This is a genomic window from Hyphomicrobium sp. MC1, from assembly GCF_000253295.1.
Classification (GTDB): domain Bacteria; phylum Pseudomonadota; class Alphaproteobacteria; order Rhizobiales; family Hyphomicrobiaceae; genus Hyphomicrobium_B.
The window spans coordinates 74,819-93,711 of record NC_015717.1 but is presented as its reverse complement, the minus strand read 5'-3'; the positions used below and the strand labels follow the sequence as shown (position 1 = coordinate 93,711).

Sequence of the window (18,893 nt, the reverse complement as noted above, 5' to 3'; positions counted from 1 at the left end):
CCGAAGGCAGGGCGCATCCGCCAGAGCCACGCATCTATGCCTTTAACCTGGACCAAAGGGCAATTGCAAATCTCCGACGCAGATGAGCGCAGATAAAAAGAGCATGCAATTTCAGCTACATAAGTCCACGTTTCGAACGCGCTACTGTGCATCGAAATGCGCGACGTCATACTCAGCCAGAGCCCCTAGGCAAAATGGCTACGTCGTCTGTTCACGCCGTAGCGTCACCGCCTCGTGGGCGCCGCTAACCCTCCCGAGACCCAAGAGAGCCAGGAACGTCAGCGTCGCGGCTGCGGTCAGATAAAGGCCGACGGCATGAATCCCGTACTTCGTAGCCAGCGTCGTCGCGATATAGGGCGCCAGCGACGCACCGAAGATGCCCGCCAGATTGAAGGCCAAAGACGAGCCGGTATAGCGAACGCCCACTGGAAACGGCTCCGACAGCGCCGTCCCCAGCGGCCCATACGTGAATCCCATCAATGCCAGGCCGATAATCATGAACATGATCACGCTGAAGGTCTGCCCCGATCCGAACAGCGTCTCGAACGATAATCCGAATACGCCGATCAGCGCCGTTGTCCAGAGCAGCACTGTGCGGCGGCCAAAGCGATCTGCAAGCCATGCCGAAAGCGGAATGGTCACGGCAAAGAAAATCACGCCGAGCATCTGAATGGGCATGAATTCGTCGCGCGTGAAGTGAAGCGCGCTGATCCCCCAGCTCAAGGCGAAGACGGTCATCAGATAGAACAGCACGAAGGTCGCCAACGCACCGAACGTCCCCAGAATCAAAAGCCAGAAATGCTGTGTCAGCACCGTAGCCAGCGGCACACGCACGCGCTCGTCTTTCTCGATTGCGCGCTGGAAAGCCGGCGTCTCGGAAATGCGCAGCCGGACATAAAGCCCGACAAAAACCAGCACGGCACTCGCGATAAAGGGGATGCGCCAGCCGAACGCCTTGAATTGCTCTTCCGTCAGCGTTTCGGTGATCAGCAGAAAGATGCCGGTCGAGCAGAGAAAGCCGATCGGCGCGCCGAGCTGCGGAAACATGCCGAACCACGCCTTCTTCGAGTCCGGCGCATTCTCGGTGGCGAGCAGCACCGCACCGCCCCATTCACCGCCAAGCCCGAGCCCCTGAAAGAGGCGGCACGCGGCAAGCAACAACGGTGCCCAGATACCGGCTTGCGCATAGGTCGGCAGCAAGCCCACGGCGACGGTCGAAAGACCCATGGTGAGAAGCGCCGCAACGAGCGTCGCCTTGCGTCCGATGCGATCGCCGAAATGCCCAAACAGCATGGCGCCGATCGGGCGCGCGAAGAACGCAATGGAAAACGTCGCGAACGATTGCAAGGTCGCGGTCGTCGGATCGGCGTTCGGAAAGAAGAGGTGCGGAAAAACCAGCACCGCCGCCGTAGCATAGATATAAAAGTCGAAAAACTCGATCGCCGTCCCGGCGAGACTGGCCAGCAGCACGCGGCGCGTAGAAACCGGTTTCGATCCTGTCAAAGGGCTCACCTGGAGAAAAGCGATTCGGACTGACGGAATATTTCAGCCGACGCCGAGGTCCGCAAGCCGAAGACGCTTCATCTTGCAATAGATGCGCGGCAAATTATGACAGCGCATCCGCCGCGATAGACTCCCGATCACGGTCCTTCCCGTCAACTGGCATTCGAGCACGGCTTACCGCTCAGCAAGGTGAAAATCTGTGTCCGCATTCGATATCGGCGCCATTATTCTCATCCTCGCCACCGTCGTCGGTATCATTAACGAGCGCTATTTCCGCATCCCGAGCGTGATCGCGCAATTGCTTGGCTCATTGCTGCTTTCGCTTCTCGTCCTGCTTGCCAGCCACACGATCGAAAATTTCCACATCGCCGCGCTGATCGAAGAACGCATCGGCGGCGCGCACCTGCCGCGCGTCTTGCTCGATGGACTTCTCGCGTTACTGCTTTTCGCGTCGAGCTTGCATGCGAACCTTCGCGATCTGCGCATTAACGCCGTTGCTGTATTCAGCCTCGCGACGTTGGGCGTGATGCTCTCGACGGCGATTTTCACGTTCTCGTTCTGGGGCGTGTTGCATCTTTGGGGCATGGCAATTCCCCTTGCCTGGTGCTTCCTGCTTGGAGCGATCCTGGCGCCGACCGATGCAATCGCGGTCGAAGGACTGCTCAAGTCCGCGCCGCTCCCGCCGTCTTTGAAATCGACCATCGTGGGCGAAAGCCTCTTCAATGACGGGACGGCGATCGTATTGTTTCTGTCGGCGCTGGCCGTGATCGCGGGCGACCGAAACGTCTTCGGTCACGGCCGGTTTCTGTCGGCGATGCTGGTCGAAGGCGGCGGCGGCATCTTGCTCGGTTTAGTGACCGGATTTCTCGTTTCGTGGCTGATGACCGTCATCAAGGACGACGAGATCGCGATAATCGCCTCTCTCGCATTGGCACTTGGAACTTATCGGCTGGCAACGAGCATGGGATTATCCGGCCCGCTTGCCGTCGTCATATGCGGTATCGTTCTCGCCAACCGGCCGATGTCGAAAATCGACGACGATGAAAGACAGCGGAAAATCCGCGTTTTCTGGTCTCTGGTCGATAGCGTTCTCAACGTGCTCTTGTTTGTCCTGCTCGGCTTTGAGATTCTAGCGATGACCGTATCACAATTCGCCATCGTCTCGGCGGCAACGGCGATCCCGCTTGCGTTTCTCTCCCGCTTCTTGAGCGTCGGACTTCCGCCGTGGCTCCTGCGACGGAATACGAAAGAGCCGCTAAAAACCCCATTCCTTTTGACCTGGATTGGACTACGCGGCGCGATTTCGGTCGCGCTGGTTCAAATCGCGCCGCAAGGCCCCTACACCGATGACCTGATCGCTGCTTGCTACGCCGTCGTGATTTTCACCATCGTCGTGCAGGGACTTCTGGCGCCGCGCGTCATCGCAGCCCTCTACGGAACTCCGCCCGATGGAAAAGGCGAAGCGGTGAAGTCTTCATGACTTGCGGCGTCAACGGATCATATAGACTTTGCGGACGGTCTCGTGGACGGTGCAGACGCCCTTCCAGTCCTGCGGAAAAAATGCAGCCGTTCCCGGCAAAATCTCGATCACTTCGCCATCGTCGCGAACGTACGTGCACCGGCCCGAGAGGAAATGGCAGAACTCATCGCGCGTCACATGGCATTCCCACTTACCCGGCGTGCACACCCAGATTCCGCACTCCGACTCGCCGTTCGCGTTCTTATGCAGCAGCTTGCCCGATGTCTGCGATTGCCCTTCGAGCATCGTCGGGATGACACCCCAATCCGCAAGATCGGTAACGTCTTCTGGGTTGCGTATAATCGGTGTCGTCACGGATTTGTCCTTGCTGGATGGATCGTTCAACCGTCGTAGCGGCCGCTTTGAAGCAATGCCTCGATGATCGTCGCGGCTTTCTCCGGGCCGTTTTGTGCGAGCATCTGAGCGCTTGTCTTGGCAAGCTTTGCCTGCATTGCCGGATCGTGCAGGCAGGCGTCAAGCTTGGTCGCCAGTTCTTCGTCGCTCCAATCGTAACGTGGCATCTTGAACCCGTGCCCCGTCTCCTCGACGCGCATGGCGTTATCGTGCCCGTCCCAAACATAGGGCATGATGATAGCGGGCTTGCCGAAATAGAGGCACTCTGTGAACGAGTTGTTGCCACCGTGATGAATAACGGCATCGACCTGCGGAATGACCGACGGCTGCGGAAACCATTTATCCATGACAACGTTCGGGGGCACGGACTCATATTGGTCCATGTAATCACCGACGTTGACGAGCGCGCGGTACGGCAGCGTGCCCATCACCTCGATAATCCGCTTCAGAAGTTCGGTATCGCCCGATCCGAGACTGCCGAACGAAACATAAATGAGCGGCTTGTCGTTGTTCGCTGCAAACTCCGGAACCTCGTAGGGCTTCTCCTTACGCACACAGCCTTCGAGATACTGAAACTGCGATGGCATCAGAGGCTCGCTGCGGCGGAACTTTGCGGCTTCCGGATAAAGCAGCAGGTTCATGTAAGGCGAGGCCTCGAAGAACTGGCCGATGGGATATGGCGCCTCATTACACTCCGCCAGAAATGCATTGAAATCGTCATGAATGGGTTTGATCACGTCGTTGAAGTGATCGCGATACCGCTGATGGCCTTCGGTATCGTTCTGCGCACATCCGGAAAGATGCGGAGGAATGGCCGGATCCTCGATCTCGTTTTCCGAGCACGAGATGATCCGCACCCACGGCTTGCCGAACTGCTTGATCGCGGGAAACAGGATCACGTTATCGACGGCGATGAGATCCGGGCTTAGCGCGCTCAACACGCCCGGCAGATCTTTCTGCGCCCATTTCGCACTATCGACGATCGCGGTCCAACAATCCTTCACATAGTTGTCGATCTGATCGTACGGCGATTTGCGGAAATTCGGGATATGCCCGTTGATAAAATCGACCCAGAACTTGGCCATCTCTTCGGGCGGCATCGGCTCCGACAGATTGACAGGATGGGCTTCAAAACCATACGAGCGATAAACGTCGACGAAACCGGGGTCCGATAGAAAAACCGCTTTATGGCCGCGCGCCTCGATGGCCTGAGCAATACCGACCGAATTAAGCGCCGGCCCGTAGGCGGCCTCTGGAAAGAACGCCACCGTTTTCTGCTCGGCCATCCGCACCCTACTCCCTACCAGCCCCCGATCACCGGCCGATATCATCAACCGGCGGACCGAGCTTCGGCAAGAGGGAACTGAGCGCTTACGCGCTCAACCGGTGATCGCAGGAATGCCGCGGGCAACGACGTAGACGCCGACCACGGCCACGATCGCGGCGAAACTTTGCGACAGCAGACGCTTCTCTTTCGCCAGCGCCGAGCTGGCTTGCCGTCCGATAAGGCCACCAATGACACCGCCGGAAATGAAAAGTCCGACGAGCTGCCAATCGACAAATCCCGACAACGCATAATTGCCGGCCGTCGTGAAACCGAAAGCTGCGACGCAGAACAGCGATGACCCGATAGCGAAAATCATCGGCATGTTCGTGGCAGCCATGAGCCCTGGAACAATAAGGAAACCGCCGCCAATCCCAAAGAACCCCGAAACGGCGCCGACCAGGACGCCATAACCTAGAAGATAGGGCAACAGTTTCGGCGCGCTCTCAACGGTCAATTCGACTGTTTCGTTGCTGCCGGAATGTTTCTTCATGAACATCATCCCGGCAATGACAAGCATGAGAATGCCGAAAAACAGCAGAAGCTTTTGACCGTCGACCTGCTTTCCGAGTTCCGACCCGAGCGCCGCTCCGACGATACCGGCCGCGGCGAACACGATCGCACAGCGCCATTTGACGTGATCGTGCCGCGCGTGATCGACAAGGCTCGCGACGGCGCTTAACGCGACGGCAACCGCGCTCGTCCCGATCGCCACGTGCGGAGACTGCACGCCAACAACATAAACGAGCAGGGGAACGGCAAGAACCGATCCGCCACCGCCGATCAATCCCAAAACGAATCCGACCAGCGAGCCGGAGAAGACGGCTAGAAGATTGTGTTCCATAGAATCACGGCCTTCCCGTTAAGCCATGACTTTGGGCTTGGCCATCCACTCGCGTCCCTTCAGCATGGCCTGCCAGTAGATCGGCGGGAGAATACGTTCCTTGAGAAGCCAAGCCGCACGCGATGGTTTGCGACCATCGAGCAGCGCCAGCGGGAACGTCGGCGAGAGCTTGCCGCCATAAGTGAACTCGGCAAGCACGATCTTTCCGCGCTCCACCGTCAGCGGACAGGAGCCGTAACCATCGTAGGCGAACTGATTTTGCCGATAGCCCATGTCGTAAAGAACATTTTCGGCAACGACGGGCGCCTGCTTGCGTGCGGCAGCGGCGGTTTTCGCATTCGGCGTATTGGTCACGTCGCCGAGACCGAAGATGTTCTTGTATTTCTTGTGGCGCAGCGTCGACTGATCGACATCGACCCATCCGGCGGCATCGGCCAGGACGCTTGCACGAATGAAGTCCGGCGCAATCTGCGGCGGACAAACGTGCATCATGTCGAATGACTTTTCGACGATCTCTTTCGTACCGTCCGGCAACGCTTTGGCAAAACGCGCGCGCTTCGCCGGGCCGTCGACCGAAACCAGATTGTGCCCGAAGTTGAGCTGTACATGGTAGCGCTCGATATAGTTCATCAAGGCGGGCACATAGTCGGGCACGCCGAACAGCACCGCACCGGCGTTATCGAATTCGATGTTGATCTTGTTGAGGCATCCCGTCCGCAGCCAATGATCAGCCGACAGATACATCGCCTTCTGCGGCGCGCCGGCGCATTTGATCGGCATTGGCGGCTGCGTGAAGATCGCCCGCCCCGCCTTCAGCCCTTTGACCAGCTCCCACGTATAAGGAGCAAGGTCGTAGCGATAGTTCGACGTTACGCCATTCTTGCCGAGCGTCTCGGTCAATCCCTCGATACCGCCCCAGTTGAGCTTCAGTCCCGGACAAACGATGAGATGGCCATAGCGAATGGAACGGCAGCCTTCGAGCACGACGTTGTTGTTGTCTGGATCGAAGCCGGCAACCGCGGCCTTGATCCACGTCGCCTTTCGCGGCAGCACCGAACCCATCATCCGCACGGTTTGCTGTGGCGTAAACACGCCGCCACCAACGAGCGTCCAGCCCGGCTGATAATAGTGAACGTCGGCCGGATCGATGATCGCGATTTTCAGATTGCCCTTACGCGCGAATAAACTTCCCGCAACTGCAGCCCCTGCAGCGCCACCGCCGACAATGACGATATCGTATTTTTCAACCGGGCCATTCGACGCGATCCGGCCTCCAGTCGCGATGCGACTGGCAACGCCCGACATGTCGTAACCTGCCGCACTGGCCTTCGACAGAATGTCGGCCATCGGCATGCGACCAGCCTCGGCGAGCGCCCAAAGTGTGGTGCTGCGCGTGCCGGTCCGGCAGTAAGCGAGAATGGGTTTGGGCATATGCGCAAGGGCTGCGCCGAACTCCACGGCATCGGCATCGCTGACCTTGCCGCTTTCGACCGGCACATATCGCGCCGTCAGTCCACTTGCTTTCGCAGCCCGCTCGATTTCGGCAAATGAGGGCTGATCCGACCCTTCGCCATCAGGCCGATTATCAATGATCGACTTGAATCCCATGGCCGCCAGCTCGGCGACATCTCCGGGCAAAATCTGAGGCGAAACCGAGAGATCGTCGGTAAGCTTTTTAGGGGTCATCACGAGGTCCTATGGCGAAAATCGAAAAAGGCGGCGGATTAGAGTTCGTTGATCGGCACCTTGAGCTGCCGTTTGCCGTTGGCATCGGCATCGGGAAGATTGCCGCCGCGAATGTTGACCTGAATGGACGGAATGATCAGCTTGGGCAGCGCCAGAGTTTCATCGCGCGCCGTTCGCATCTGGACGAATTCGTCCTCGCTGACACCATCGCGGACATGAATATTGTGCGCACGCTCTTCCGCGACCGTCGTTTCCCATTTGATGTCGCGGCCATTGGGGCCGTAGTCATGACACATAAACAGGCGCTCTTCCGGCGGCAGAGCCAGAACGCGTTTGATCGAGCGGTAAAGCACCCGCGCATCGCCACCAGGAAAATCAGCGCGTGCCGTGCCGCCGTCCGGCATGAAAAGCGTGTCGCCAACGAATGCAGCGTCGCCCACGACATGCGTCATGCACGCAGGCGTATGTCCCGGCGTCAGCATCGCGAACGCCGCCATTCCGCCGATCGTATAGGTATCACCGTCTTCGAAAAGGCGATCGAACTGGCTACCATCACGCCGGAACTCGGTGCCGTCATTGAAGATTTTACCAAACACTTCCTGCACGATCTTGATGTTGGCGCCGATCCCGAGCTTACCGCCAACCTTGCCTTGAATGTACGGCGCTGCCGACAGGTGATCGGCATGCGCATGCGTCTCGATCAGCCATTCGACCTTCAGATTATGATCCTGCACGAAGCGAATGATCTTATCGGCCGACTGATAGCTGATGCGGCCCGCCGCGTAGTCGATATCCATGACGCTGTCGAAGATCGCGCAGGCATTCGACTTAGGATCTTTGACGACATAGCTCACCGTGTTGGTCGCCTCGTCGAAAAAGGCGGTGACCTCCGGCTTGACCGAGAGATCGACGGGGTGGGGGATTTGATCCATCGCTGTGCTCCTCGAACGCCTCTCACGGCGCTTTGTTATTCGTTCTTGCCGGCTGGCTTGGCGCAGCATCCGCAGGTGCTGACGCCGGCAAGCTGATAGGCCGGACAGAACCGTGCGAGACCGGTCAAAAACGGCACCAGCCCTACAAGGCCCCAAAGCGTTTTCGGTCCGACGAACACAAGGCTCAAAAGGATCAGACCGACGACAATCCGGAGCATCCGATCGAACATCCCGACATTTTGGCTCATAGTAGCCTCCGAAATGAAATTCCAGAGACTGGTCTAATGATAAAAAAATTCTCCGTATGTGATCAAGTCACATAGCAAAATACTAACGCATAGTGGCGAGCTGACGCAGGGCCCCCGGATTGGCCAAGTCAATGCTACCTCTGGATGTGGTGACCCACCCGCGGCGCTGAAATTCGTTCAATTGCCGCCCGATCACCTCACGTGCCGACCCAAGCTCGGCCGCGAGTTGCTGATGCGTGATTTCGATATGCCCAGCGGCGTCCGCAAGTTGCAGCAAGCGTTGCGCCAGCCGTTCGTCGATCCGTGAGAACGCCACCTCCTCGATGAGCTTGAAGAGCGTCGTGACGTTGACGCTGAAAGCTGTGAACACGAACTTCCGGAAAGCGGCAGAGCGCGCAATGGCTTCGTCAAACGTCGCTCTCGGAATGGCGACGGCCGTCACCGCTGTCTCAGCCACGCCCTCAGCCTGATAGTCCTCATATCCCATCAGGCAGGCCGTGGTCAGCGCACAGCTTTGCCCGGCGGCGACCCGATAGAGCACAATCTCGCGACCGTTCTCAGAGACCTGCTGCACGCGAACCGTCCCTTCGAGCAGCAGCAGATAATTTTCCGGCGATTGTCCCGGCCCGAAGATCCGCGTCCCAGCCGGCAAATCCACGACCATGCTGGTGCGAAGAAGTAAATTCGTGATCTCCGGTTCAAGGGAGTTGAGACCCGGAAATTTTGATGTCCACGGATGATCTGCCATAACGAACTCTTCGCGCTGCGCAATAAACGCTGATCATCGGCATATGTCGCGATTGACCGGTGTTGAGCATGACGCACGATAACCAACAAAATTTCGAAAAAAGCCAGCAAGAATAACCGCCCGCTCACACCGAAACGTCTGCAGGCGTAACAGTACTCAATTCCGCAGCGCAAACAGGAACCAGATAGGCCGCCCAGTCGTTCTTTCGACAGGTATTCGGAGGAAAAAACATGACATACGAAGATCCGCAATCCGGACGTGAACGCAATTTAGGTCAAGACGACGTCGGCAATTCGACGGGATCATTGATCGTCGGTATCGTCTTCCTTGCTGCGATCGTCTTTGGCGGTTGGTACTTCTATAACCAAAGCCAGAAAGTCGCCGATACGACCGCGACGCAGCCCGCTACCTCATCGACCGCAGAGAATTCCAACGCGACGATGTCGCCGCAAAGCTCAGCTCCAGGCGTTGAAGGCGCAGCCGGCAGCAAGAACGGCCCGGCAGCGCAGCCTGGAAACAGCAGCTCTTCGACGGGTGCCTCGTCGGGCAACACGGGCGTCGGCGGCGACAACACCAACATCGACAAGTCGACGCTTCCCTCGCAGGATGCAACCGGCGTAAAGGGTGACGAAGGCAGCAAGAACGGTCCGGCAGCGAATGCGCCCGCACCGTCAAACAACAGCAACAGCACGACAAATCCGCCGACCAATCCGTAGCTGCGGATCGACATGCCGGCATAAGAAGCTCGCCCCGACGGGGCGAGCTTTTTTCGTTCTAGAACTTCTGCGAGACGCCGACGAAATATCCGCGCCGCGGACCGTACTGCGGCGCGAACACGCCGATACCTTCGCCATCGCGGATTGTGTAGACCTCATCGAACAGGTTGACGACATCGAAGCGCACTGTCGTCGGACGCCCGAACAAGTTCGCGAACTCGTGCGAGATCCCGAGATTGACTTGCGTGTAGGCCGGAACGCTCGCACCGTTCGGAACGTCCTCCGTATCGGTACGCAGCCCACTGCCGTAGATCATGTCGATACTGAGCCGCGTCCCATCCCAAAGATATGAAAACCCGGCCGACGCCGTAATCGTCTGCGAATGGTCGGTGAAGATGTAATGGTCGGCAATGAACGCCAGATCATCCGGATCGATCAGGAACTGGTTGGAGATGATGTTCTTGCCCTTCTGCTGGCCGATTGCAACGTTGCCGTAAGCGCTGAAATTACCCCAACTGTATTTGGTCGTAATTTCGATGCCCTTATTGACGGCCTTTTCGTAGTTGAAGGCATTGAGCACGAGAGCAGCGCCGAACTGCCCGTCGTCGAGAAGATCATGCGCTAGCTTGTAGTAGGCATCGACGCCGACTTCGAGCCCGGGAAAAATCGTCTGCGTAATGCCCGCGTCGAAGTAGTGCGACCGCTCAGGCTGCACGAGCCCGCATCCGCCTGCCGGACAACTGCTTGCCGCGACAGTCCCATCGAAGAGCGCAATGTTTGTCGGCCCGGACGCCACTTGCGGGGGTGGGGTGAAATATCGGGCATATCCCGCATGCAGTGTCGTTCCTTGAAACGGACGGTATTCCAGACTGACCCGCGGGCTCCACTGATTGGCATCCACGTATTCGTACATCTGGTCGAAACGCAGACCGGCATTGAGCGTCAATTTGTCGGTCAAACGAATTTCGTCTTGAGCATAGATACCGATCAACCAGCCAAGTTTCGACGTCTCATCGAGTAGCCCATTCTCGACAGAGCCATCGTCGGCGATCACGGATGAATTGCTGATCGCTTTCGTCTGCTCGGCGCTGACGGTGAACCCGGCCCGCAACGTGTTGTACGCATTCAGCCGATAAGAGCCGTCGGCTTGCACGCCGTTGAGGAAACTGCGCCGCTGGACATCCGACGCGATGCCGTTGAAGAACAAGTCACCCGTATCGTCCGGCTTGAAATGGAGATCGCTGTAACGTGAGAAGTACGCGATTTGATAATCGCCGTTCTCGATCTTCTTCTGCAGCGCGATCACATCATAGTAGTTCTGCTCGAACTGGTTTTCGTTGAGCAGCGCTGAGTTGAAATAATTCGGAAGACCGCCATTACCTGCAAATGGCGTATCCGTCGGCAGTCCAAGTGTATTCGGAATCTGAAAATTCTGCACCGACACGCCGGATATCCAGCTCAGCCGCGTCGTGTCATCGAGCACCGCAGAAACATAGCCGAACCCCTTCTCTTGATCGGTATGATCGTGAATGGCGTCCCGGCTCGACGTCGGGTTTTCAATCCCCTCATCGTTCATCAGATAGCGGCCGGTGAAAAAGTAATCGACCGCTCCAGTGCTGCCGCCATATTCGAGACTGGGCGTAAAGGTGCCGCGGCTGCCGCCATAAAAACCGATCGTGCCGCCCGGCGCCTGCGCACCCGACCGTGTCGTGATGTCGACCAGCCCCGTCGTATGCAATCCGTACTGCGCCGGCAAAGCACCGGTCACCAGCGATAGATTGCTGATGAAGCTCGTTTCCAGCACATCGCTGAAACCAGAAACGCCATCGGGAAGCAGAATGCCGTTGATCCGGTATTGCACATTGGCGTGGTCGTTGCGCACATGGAGCTGCCCGCTCGCCGCTGAGTCCTGACTGACGCCTGGCGCCTGCAGAAGCGCCTTGCTCACGGGCGTTTCCGTACCTTGCGGCAACGCGCGAAGCGCATCCTCACCGAACGAATACTGGTTCGTTCCGATCTGCGTGAAGATCTCGTTGCGCGCCGCGTTGAAGGCATTGTTCTGAAACGCGAGCGGATTCTCAGTGCTTTGCGCTCCGGCAACGGACGGCTCTTGGCTCGGTGCCGATGGTTGCGAGTTTGCATGCGATGGCGTTGTTTTGGCGCGCCGAGCCGTCTTGACTTTTTTAGTCGCCGCCTTGGCGTGCGGCTCAGCCACGACGACGGCAGGAAGCTGCGCTTCCGTCGCATTGTCCGTCGTGCCCGGCGCAGGCGACGCCGTTCCCCCCGTCGTCTGCGCCGATGCGCTCGAAGCATGGATGACGCTCACACCCAAACACAGAGCGAGCATAAGCCCGCGCACTCTCGAAATAGCCATACCAGATCTTTCGTATTATATGTTATAATATACGATATAGAAAAGCGCGAGACCAAACATGCAAGCGCGCGCGCCGTCGCGCCCTCCGCATCTGCGACTGCATGTTGTTGTGAAGCCACAAGCGCAGGCGTGGGGCTTCAGACAAAAAAAGCCGCCCGCTGAGCCAGCAGGCGCATCGAGACGATACAAAATCAGCGAGACGATAAGCGCGCGTGTTTTACGGTTTCGCAGCGGGCGTTTCGACGGACGCTTGTGCCGGAGCGGCGGGCACCTCGGCTGCAAGGCCTAGTGCGCCGCGAACGCATTTCGTCGCTTCGGGCAACATGGTCCGGAACTGCGCATCGTCGGAAAACTCTTCTTCCGCCACGGCCATGCCGAGCAGCTTTCCAGCTTCGACGTCGCTGCGATAATGCACGCCTGCAATCATCCGGCTGTGACCGTAATCCGCAGCCCGCGCCAGAAAGACGGCACGCTTCTCCGGCACCATATATGCGAGGACTGCGCCGAGCGCCGTACCGGCCGTCGTGTGCCCCGACGGATAGGATGGGCTATACTTGTTGCCGGCCTCTAGCGGCTTCAGATCGTTGTTTGGAAGATTGAACGGCCGCGTCCGGCAGAATGAATTCTTGGCATGCTCAGCCGCCGATTTCGTCCGCTCCATCAGCCGATCAAAGATCGGATGGCACGCCTCAATTGCCGCACCATCGAACTTGATATCGGCGCCCTCGATAAAACGCGCGAGCGAAATTTTATAATCGGCGTGTGCATGGTCTGCCTGCGCCTCCGTTCGATTTTGCTGCAATGTCTGCAGTTCTTCGAGTTCCACTTTCGTCTGTGCGCAGCTATCACAGGGTGGCGGCGACAATAATTTGACGAGCGGGTCCGTCGTCGGCTTGGGGCAGGTTGCCTCCTCTGCCGAGAGCACAATCGGCATCGAGATGCATGCGACAAGGGCCGCGCAAAAAATCGTGGTTTTCCGAAACATCGTGCTGAGCCTCTTTAATTGTAAGCTACGCATGGTCGCGCATTGGAATACCCCCAATGGGCCGCGAGCGTTAAAGACCTACGACACCCATCCTTCACGAGTGCGAAGCGAGATAAAGTATCCCAATCCCCGTTTCGCAATACGCTTTAGATGATGAGCACCAGCGCGGTGACGCCTGGAGGTTTCTGGCGAGTCCACCGACCGGCGCGAAAAAATCCAAATGACCGCAAGTGATGCAAATGAGCCGCGATTCCACCGAAATCGACGGCTGTTCATTATTTGTCATGAACACCGTTTCTTGCCCTGTGGCACCTTCTCCGCTTGCTATTCACATCCAGGAGTGAAGACGATGCGCAAGATCACTGTTTTGACATTTGCCGCTCTCGCCGCTGCGACGTTCTCCGCCGCTCCGGCCAGCGCTCATTCGCACTCATGCTTTAAAAAATATTCGATGGGCGAGGCGCTCACCGAAGACACGGCCAAGTTCCAGGCTGATGAAGCCCTTCTTCAGGCGACAGACTGGGGAGTCTGGGCAGTTTGGATGACGGGTGCCGGAACACCGGGTTACACGTTCAGCCCGCGCAAATACCATTGCTCGCAAGACGGCTTGGCGTGGACCTGCCATGCCCAAGCGACATTCTGCAAACTCTAAGATTTCGACATCGACAGGCGAAGGCGGCGGCAAGCGGGCGCCCCTTCGCAATCACCTCAGCGCGGTCGTCCGAACGCGCTCCGCGTCCCATGAGGACGTTATTTTTTCCTTCGCCGCGGCGCGTCCGTTTTGACGCGCTTATGGCGCAAGAACCCGGAAAATCTTGAAGGGTCCTCAGCACTCGTAGAAACGCCGAAGATGAGCGCCCCGACGACGACCAGTCCGATCATAAGGGCACCCAGGTCGGCGAGTGAAAAAAGATCTACCGTCATCACACATCATCCGCGATCGCGATAAAGCGCGATGGTTCGCATGATGTGCCGCCCCCGGCTGTTCCTTGCGGAACAACCCGTCGGCATTGTCCGCCCAACGTCAGTGCGCCGAGATAAGCATTTGGCGATGCGCGCGATCTATGACAGTAAGGGAGATGGCCGACGGCCGACATTCTCAATAAGATCTTATTTGCACTCGACAATTCCGGAAGAACCGCATGTCATCCGCCCCCGTCGCATCGCCGCTGTCCAAACTCCGGGCCGCGGCCCTCGCCTGCCTCGTGCTGTCTGGAACCGCGGGACAGGCACTCGCCCAGTGCGGCAACGGCCCCGGTGGTTTCAACGCGTGGCTACAAAAATTCCGCCAGCAAGCCGCAGCGCAGGGCATTAAATCCAGCACAGTGGTGTCGGCGTTATCGGGCGTGACGTACGATCCGACCGTAATCCACCTGGACCACTCGCAGCACTCTTTCAAACTGAGCTTCAAACAATTCTACGCCCGCCGCGTCAGCAACGCGATGATCCGGCACGGCCGCGCGCTGATGCAGCGCCATCGCGCCCTCTTCGACCGCATCGAAAAACGGTTCGGCGTGCCTGCGCCCGTTATCGTTGCGATCTGGGGACTGGAAACGAACTACGGTGCCAACCTTGGCGCCCGCTATTCGATCATCCGTTCGCTCGCAACGCTTGCCTATGATTGCCGCCGCACCGAATTCTTCACCGGCCAGTTGCTCGACGCCCTGCGGATCGTTGAAGAAGGTGACCTGACACCATCGCAATTGCGCGGCGGCTGGGCGGGCGAAATCGGCCAGACGCAATTCCTGCCCACGCCCTACATCCGCTATGCCGTCGATTTCGACGGCGACGGCCGCAAGGATCTGATCCACAGCGTGCCGGACGTTCTGGCCTCGACCGCGAACTTCCTCGCCGGGCACGGCTGGCAGCGCGGCGCAGGCTGGCAACCCGGATCGCCGAACTATGGCGTCATCGCCGAGTGGAACAAAGCCGACGTCTACGACCGTACGATCGCGGCCATGGCCGACCAGATCGCCGGCCGTTAAGACGCCGGATGACGTCACGTCGCCCAGCGCCGGAAGATCACCGAAGCGTTGACGCCGCCGAACCCGAAGCCGTTCGAGAGCACGTATTCAACCTCGCTCTTGCGCGCTTCCGGTCCGATCAGGTCGAGACCTTGCGCTTCCGGATCCGGGTCGGCAAGGTTGAGCGTCGGCGGCAAGACGCCGTCACGTAGGGCCAGAACCGAGAAGACCGCTTCAAGTCCGCCCGCTGCCCCGAGTAAGTGCCCCGTGGCTGACTTCGTTGATGAAATCGCTGCGCCGGGACCATTTCCAAAAAGCGCACGCATAGCTGCGAGCTCCCCGCCGTCTCCCACCTGCGTCGACGTCGCATGCGCATTGAGATACCCGATGTCGCCCGGCGCGATACCCGCCATCGCCAGTGCCGCCCGCATGGCGCGCAGTGCGCCGTTTCCGTCCGGCGGTCCGGACGTCAAATGATAGGCATCGGCGCTTGTCCCATAACCCACCAGTTCCACGAGCGGCTTGGCCCCGCGCGCCAGTGCGTGCTCTTCCGTCTCGATCACGAGCATACCTGCGCCTTCGCCCATGACGAAACCGTCGCGCGCCGCATCGAACGGCCGCGAGGCTTTCTCAGGCGTATCGTTGAAGCCGGTCGATAACGCCCGCGCCGCTGCAAACGCGCCGAGCGCCACACGATTGATGCATGCTTCCGCGCCACCGCACAGCGCGATATCGGCTTCGCCGCTACGGATCATGCGCATGCCGTCGCCGATCGCCTGCACTCCCGCAGCACATGCCGTGACAGGCGCGCCCAGCGGCCCCTTGAAACCGAACATGATCGAAACGTTGCCAGCCGCGAGGTTGACGAGAAACGCCGGAACCGTGAACGGCGAAAGCTTTTTTGCGCCCCGTTGATCGACCGTATGAACCGCATCCGTGATGGTGAGAAACCCGCCGATGCCCGAGCCGATCACCGTCGCCGTCCGCTCGCGCGATGTATCATTGTCCGGCGCCCACCCCGCCTGCGCCAACGCCTGGCGCGAGGCTTCAACGGCGAATTGAATGAAGCGATCCATCTTTCTCCGGTCTTTCACCGGCACGGCCTTGGCGACGTCGAAACCGGTGGGATCTTCGCTGATGTCAGGAACGACGCCCGCAACCTTGCAATCGACATCGGGAACGATGGCATCGTCGAGCCGCCGGATTCCGGATTGGCCGGCGATGAGACGCTGCCACGTCGTCTCGACGGTCGCTCCAAGAGGCGAGACGACGCCCAAACCGGTCACGACGATCCGCGGACTTGTCTTTCGATCTGCCAAACTGCGTTCCCCTTCCGATCCAAATTTTGCTGGGCCGCCCTTCCGTGTTCGAGCCGCCCGCGGCAACGCGCAGATACATGATATATGCAATTTAAAATGACAAGCGGACGATATGCGTCGGCCACAGGAGAACGTCAAATTCGGACGCGATTAGGCCCTCCAACCCCACCCTGCCGTCAAGCCCCCTGTTGCAAGCTTGCAGCGCTACCCCGGTAGGCGTGCTGAACGCCAGCATTTTGCGCAACAAAGTGCGCTCCGGCACTATGCGGCCGCCGTTCCAAGCCCTAGAAAAAATCCATTCCAGTCACCGCAACTGCGCGCGTCCTGCTCGATTGCGGCTTTATCATCTACCGCGCCAGCCGATGACCTCATCGTCATAGTCGGGCCGGACACGTCGATATGTCAGCGTCTGTAAGCAGAGTATCGTAATAGTGGGTAGCGTTCGGACCATACTGGCCAGCCTGTTTACGGCTCTCGGCGGCTTTTTCCTCCTCGCCATGACGGTGGGGGTGGGCTTTGCCCTCTATCTCGCAACCGCGCCTGATAGCGTCTCGGCCCCGGCCGACGCTGATGCCGTCGCCGACAGCCCTCTCGTCCGCGCCCAGCCGTCACAATCGCCGAACCTTATCCGCGAAGCCGCGATGTCGTTGCCGCGCCCGGTCGGCCTTCCGGCTCCCGCCGTCGATCGCGCCGCCCTCATTCGCAAACTCCAGAAAGCCCTGGCCCATGCCGAATGCTATGACGGCCCGATCAGTGGCGTCTGGAGCGATGCGTCGAAAGACGCCATGCGCGGCTTCCTCAAAACCGTGAACGCCGAACTGCCGGTCGGCGCACCGGACGCAGCACTCGCCGCTTTGATCGACTCCAACGCGGCTGCGATCTGCCGCCCCGAACGCACGATCGAAACTGGTACTCTGGGTTCGGCGTTGCAGGCATCTGCTGCTGAGGCCAACGCCGTGCTGCAGGGCTCAAAGATGCGCGCAGCTAATGGCGCCGCGGACGATCGTCACGCCACGCCCGCACCCTCTCTGCTCGGCCGCGCCTTGGCACCGGCGGGAATGCTGACGCCGACAACCATGGCCGCATCGGAAGATAAGCCAGCATCATCCAGCACGCCTCGCGCTGCCGCGCCGGAAGTGACCGCTAGCAACGATGTATCGCCGACCGATGATACGTCCGCTCCGCCGTCCACACTCCATTTCGAAGGCGACAGCCCGCTTCCGGCCGCGCAATCCGTCGATCCGCAACCGTCTGAGATGACGCCGCAGCCCGAGCCTCGCAGGGCAACATCGGTAAAGACGAAAAAAACCAAGACAGCGCGGCGCCGTCCTGCCAAATATGAGGACGTCGAAACGACGATCAGCAAGGGCTTCAATTCCTTGCAGCAGTCGCTCTCGTCGATGTTCTAGTAATTCCCAACGGAGCAAAGAATGATGCCGAGACGCGCCATACTTACGATGGTGACGGCGATAGCGCTCGCGAGCGCCTCAGGCGCGGCTTGGGCCGGTGACTACGCCCCTCTCAACTGTCACAAAGCCAGCTCCCCCGCAGAAAAAACAATCTGCAGCTCTTATCCGCTCGGCCAAAGCGAAGCCCGCATGGCGACGCTGTTTTCGGTCGCGACATCGCTCGTCGCCATGGGCCAGCGTGGCGACATCCAGGATGCCCAGCGCAACTGGCTCGCCTCGCGAGACGCTTGCGGCAAAGACATTGGCTGCCTCGACGCCGCCTACCAGCGGCGCATCGGCGCACTCAATAACGTAATTGCGAATATTGCTTCCCACGGACCGTATTGAGCCTTCCCTACCGGCTCCCCATATGACGGGCGGAACGTGACCGGCGGCCCAGCGTTCCGCCCTGGAAACCCGCTGCGTGCCCGCATGCACGTGCGCCGATTGGAGAAACTTCCATGTTGAAGTCCAATGCCGCACAGTTCGTCTTTCTCACAGGCTCATTCATGATCGCAGCCGCGACAAGCGCTAGCGCCATCGAATGTCGGGAAGACTATCAGATCGTGAACGGCCAACCGATCTCGACGCCCTATTGCCGCGACGGCTACCTTGCTCAGGTGGCCCGCGAATACGGTTTCAAAGCCTCGGCCAGCGCCATTCGAAACAATCCATCGCGCAAGGAAGAAGTTTGCCGCTTCATCGGTAATGACATCCGCGTTCAGACCGCGTGCTCGGAGGTGCTGCCAACACCGAGGGACTCGCGTTGAGGTAAACAGGCGCCGCGATCATTGGCTCGATAGAATTCGACCGGTTATCGCGACGCTTTGTTCATGCGTTGTGTCGAATGCCCTTGCCAACCAATTCTCATGCGCCCCGAAACAGGCGCAACCCTCCGACCTGAACCGCTCACTTCGAAACGAAAGGCA

The 18,893-nt window shown here is 59.1% G+C and carries 18 protein-coding genes; 7 read left to right on the top strand and 11 right to left on the bottom strand.

The window, feature by feature from the left end; translation table 11 throughout:
- Positions 1-198 precede the first annotated feature (198 nt).
- The gene (locus HYPMC_RS00385; RefSeq protein ID WP_013945743.1) at positions 199-1,503 is read right to left on the bottom strand and encodes an MFS transporter; all 1,305 of its coding nucleotides are present in this window, start codon (positions 1,501-1,503) and stop codon (positions 199-201) included.
- 199 nt (positions 1,504-1,702) lie between these two features.
- Here HYPMC_RS00385 and HYPMC_RS00380 point away from each other — a divergent pair, with 199 nt between their 5' ends.
- Complete coding sequence (locus HYPMC_RS00380; RefSeq protein WP_013945742.1) at positions 1,703-2,983, top strand: sodium:proton antiporter; 1,281 nt, start codon at positions 1,703-1,705, stop codon at positions 2,981-2,983.
- Positions 2,984-2,992: 9 nt separating this feature from the next.
- Here HYPMC_RS00380 and HYPMC_RS00375 read toward each other — a convergent pair whose 3' ends face one another.
- From HYPMC_RS00375 to HYPMC_RS00345, 7 genes are all read right to left on the bottom strand, one after another.
- Positions 2,993-3,337 carry a cupin domain-containing protein gene (locus HYPMC_RS00375; RefSeq protein WP_024275127.1) on the bottom strand — a complete coding sequence of 115 codons (345 nt, stop codon included), beginning with the start codon at positions 3,335-3,337 and terminating at the stop codon, positions 2,993-2,995.
- A gap of 26 nt (positions 3,338-3,363) precedes the next feature.
- On the bottom strand, positions 3,364-4,662 hold the full coding sequence (locus HYPMC_RS00370; RefSeq protein ID WP_013945740.1) for a glycosyltransferase: 1,299 nt from the start codon (positions 4,660-4,662) through the stop codon (positions 3,364-3,366).
- A 93-nt stretch (positions 4,663-4,755) separates the two neighbouring features.
- The gene (locus HYPMC_RS00365) at positions 4,756-5,544 is read right to left on the bottom strand and encodes a sulfite exporter TauE/SafE family protein (RefSeq protein WP_013945739.1); all 789 of its coding nucleotides are present in this window, start codon (positions 5,542-5,544) and stop codon (positions 4,756-4,758) included.
- Between the two features lie 18 nt (positions 5,545-5,562).
- The gene (locus HYPMC_RS00360) at positions 5,563-7,230 is read right to left on the bottom strand and encodes a bifunctional protein tyrosine phosphatase family protein/NAD(P)/FAD-dependent oxidoreductase (protein WP_013945738.1); all 1,668 of its coding nucleotides are present in this window, start codon (positions 7,228-7,230) and stop codon (positions 5,563-5,565) included.
- 38 nt (positions 7,231-7,268) lie between these two features.
- Entirely contained in the window at positions 7,269-8,162 is an 894-nt protein-coding gene (locus tag HYPMC_RS00355; protein WP_013945737.1) for an MBL fold metallo-hydrolase, read from the bottom strand.
- A gap of 35 nt (positions 8,163-8,197) precedes the next feature.
- The gene (locus HYPMC_RS00350; RefSeq protein ID WP_013945736.1) at positions 8,198-8,410 is read right to left on the bottom strand and encodes a DUF2892 domain-containing protein; all 213 of its coding nucleotides are present in this window, start codon (positions 8,408-8,410) and stop codon (positions 8,198-8,200) included.
- A gap of 82 nt (positions 8,411-8,492) precedes the next feature.
- Positions 8,493-9,158 (bottom strand): Crp/Fnr family transcriptional regulator, encoded by a 666-nt coding sequence (locus tag HYPMC_RS00345; protein ID WP_013945735.1) that lies wholly within the window; start codon positions 9,156-9,158, stop codon positions 8,493-8,495.
- 230 nt (positions 9,159-9,388) lie between these two features.
- Between HYPMC_RS00345 and HYPMC_RS23020 the strand changes: the two genes are divergently transcribed.
- On the top strand, positions 9,389-9,874 hold the full coding sequence (locus tag HYPMC_RS23020; RefSeq protein WP_013945734.1) for a hypothetical protein: 486 nt from the start codon (positions 9,389-9,391) through the stop codon (positions 9,872-9,874).
- 58 nt (positions 9,875-9,932) lie between these two features.
- Here HYPMC_RS23020 and HYPMC_RS00335 read toward each other — a convergent pair whose 3' ends face one another.
- Together HYPMC_RS00335 and HYPMC_RS00330 are read right to left on the bottom strand one after the other, a co-directional pair.
- On the bottom strand, positions 9,933-12,248 hold the full coding sequence (locus tag HYPMC_RS00335; protein ID WP_013945733.1) for a TonB-dependent receptor: 2,316 nt from the start codon (positions 12,246-12,248) through the stop codon (positions 9,933-9,935).
- A 217-nt stretch (positions 12,249-12,465) separates the two neighbouring features.
- Complete coding sequence (locus tag HYPMC_RS00330) at positions 12,466-13,233, bottom strand: phosphatase PAP2 family protein (protein WP_013945732.1); 768 nt, start codon at positions 13,231-13,233, stop codon at positions 12,466-12,468.
- Positions 13,234-13,582: 349 nt separating this feature from the next.
- Between HYPMC_RS00330 and HYPMC_RS00325 the strand changes: the two genes are divergently transcribed.
- Together HYPMC_RS00325 and HYPMC_RS00320 are read left to right on the top strand one after the other, a co-directional pair.
- Positions 13,583-13,885 carry a hypothetical protein gene (locus tag HYPMC_RS00325; protein WP_013945730.1) on the top strand — a complete coding sequence of 101 codons (303 nt, stop codon included), beginning with the start codon at positions 13,583-13,585 and terminating at the stop codon, positions 13,883-13,885.
- A 490-nt stretch (positions 13,886-14,375) separates the two neighbouring features.
- Complete coding sequence (locus HYPMC_RS00320) at positions 14,376-15,218, top strand: lytic transglycosylase domain-containing protein (RefSeq protein ID WP_013945728.1); 843 nt, start codon at positions 14,376-14,378, stop codon at positions 15,216-15,218.
- A gap of 14 nt (positions 15,219-15,232) precedes the next feature.
- Here HYPMC_RS00320 and fabF read toward each other — a convergent pair whose 3' ends face one another.
- Positions 15,233-16,516: a beta-ketoacyl-ACP synthase II gene (gene fabF / locus HYPMC_RS00315; protein ID WP_013945727.1), complete on the bottom strand. Its 1,284-nt coding sequence runs from the start codon at positions 16,514-16,516 to the stop codon at positions 15,233-15,235.
- Positions 16,517-16,947: 431 nt separating this feature from the next.
- On the opposite strand from fabF, the gene HYPMC_RS00310 reads away from it, so the two are divergent.
- The 3 genes from HYPMC_RS00310 (at position 16,948) to HYPMC_RS00300 (ending at position 18,734) form a co-directional block, all read left to right on the top strand.
- Positions 16,948-17,925 carry a hypothetical protein gene (locus HYPMC_RS00310; RefSeq protein WP_013945725.1) on the top strand — a complete coding sequence of 326 codons (978 nt, stop codon included), beginning with the start codon at positions 16,948-16,950 and terminating at the stop codon, positions 17,923-17,925.
- 21 nt (positions 17,926-17,946) lie between these two features.
- Positions 17,947-18,312 (top strand): lysozyme inhibitor LprI family protein, encoded by a 366-nt coding sequence (locus HYPMC_RS00305; protein ID WP_013945724.1) that lies wholly within the window; start codon positions 17,947-17,949, stop codon positions 18,310-18,312.
- 113 nt (positions 18,313-18,425) lie between these two features.
- Positions 18,426-18,734, top strand: coding sequence for a hypothetical protein (locus tag HYPMC_RS00300; RefSeq protein WP_013945723.1), 309 nt, complete (start codon positions 18,426-18,428; stop codon positions 18,732-18,734).
- Positions 18,735-18,893 lie beyond the last annotated feature (159 nt).

Coding starts and splice junctions, on each gene's coding strand:
- HYPMC_RS00370 (WP_013945740.1), bottom strand. CDS start 4,662: ATGGCCGAGCAGAAAACGGTGGCGTTCTTTCCAGAGGCCGCCTACGGG.
- HYPMC_RS00365 (WP_013945739.1), bottom strand. CDS start 5,544: ATGGAACACAATCTTCTAGCCGTCTTCTCCGGCTCGCTGGTCGGATTC.
- HYPMC_RS00360 (WP_013945738.1), bottom strand. CDS start 7,230: ATGACCCCTAAAAAGCTTACCGACGATCTCTCGGTTTCGCCTCAGATT.
- HYPMC_RS00355 (WP_013945737.1), bottom strand. CDS start 8,162: ATGGATCAAATCCCCCACCCCGTCGATCTCTCGGTCAAGCCGGAGGTC.
- HYPMC_RS00350 (WP_013945736.1), bottom strand. CDS start 8,410: ATGAGCCAAAATGTCGGGATGTTCGATCGGATGCTCCGGATTGTCGTC.
- HYPMC_RS00345 (WP_013945735.1), bottom strand. CDS start 9,158: ATGGCAGATCATCCGTGGACATCAAAATTTCCGGGTCTCAACTCCCTT.
- HYPMC_RS23020 (WP_013945734.1), top strand. CDS start 9,389: ATGACATACGAAGATCCGCAATCCGGACGTGAACGCAATTTAGGTCAA.
- HYPMC_RS00335 (WP_013945733.1), bottom strand. CDS start 12,248: ATGGCTATTTCGAGAGTGCGCGGGCTTATGCTCGCTCTGTGTTTGGGT.
- HYPMC_RS00330 (WP_013945732.1), bottom strand. CDS start 13,233: ATGTTTCGGAAAACCACGATTTTTTGCGCGGCCCTTGTCGCATGCATC.
- HYPMC_RS00325 (WP_013945730.1), top strand. CDS start 13,583: ATGCGCAAGATCACTGTTTTGACATTTGCCGCTCTCGCCGCTGCGACG.
- HYPMC_RS00320 (WP_013945728.1), top strand. CDS start 14,376: ATGTCATCCGCCCCCGTCGCATCGCCGCTGTCCAAACTCCGGGCCGCG.
- HYPMC_RS00305 (WP_013945724.1), top strand. CDS start 17,947: ATGATGCCGAGACGCGCCATACTTACGATGGTGACGGCGATAGCGCTC.
- HYPMC_RS00300 (WP_013945723.1), top strand. CDS start 18,426: ATGTTGAAGTCCAATGCCGCACAGTTCGTCTTTCTCACAGGCTCATTC.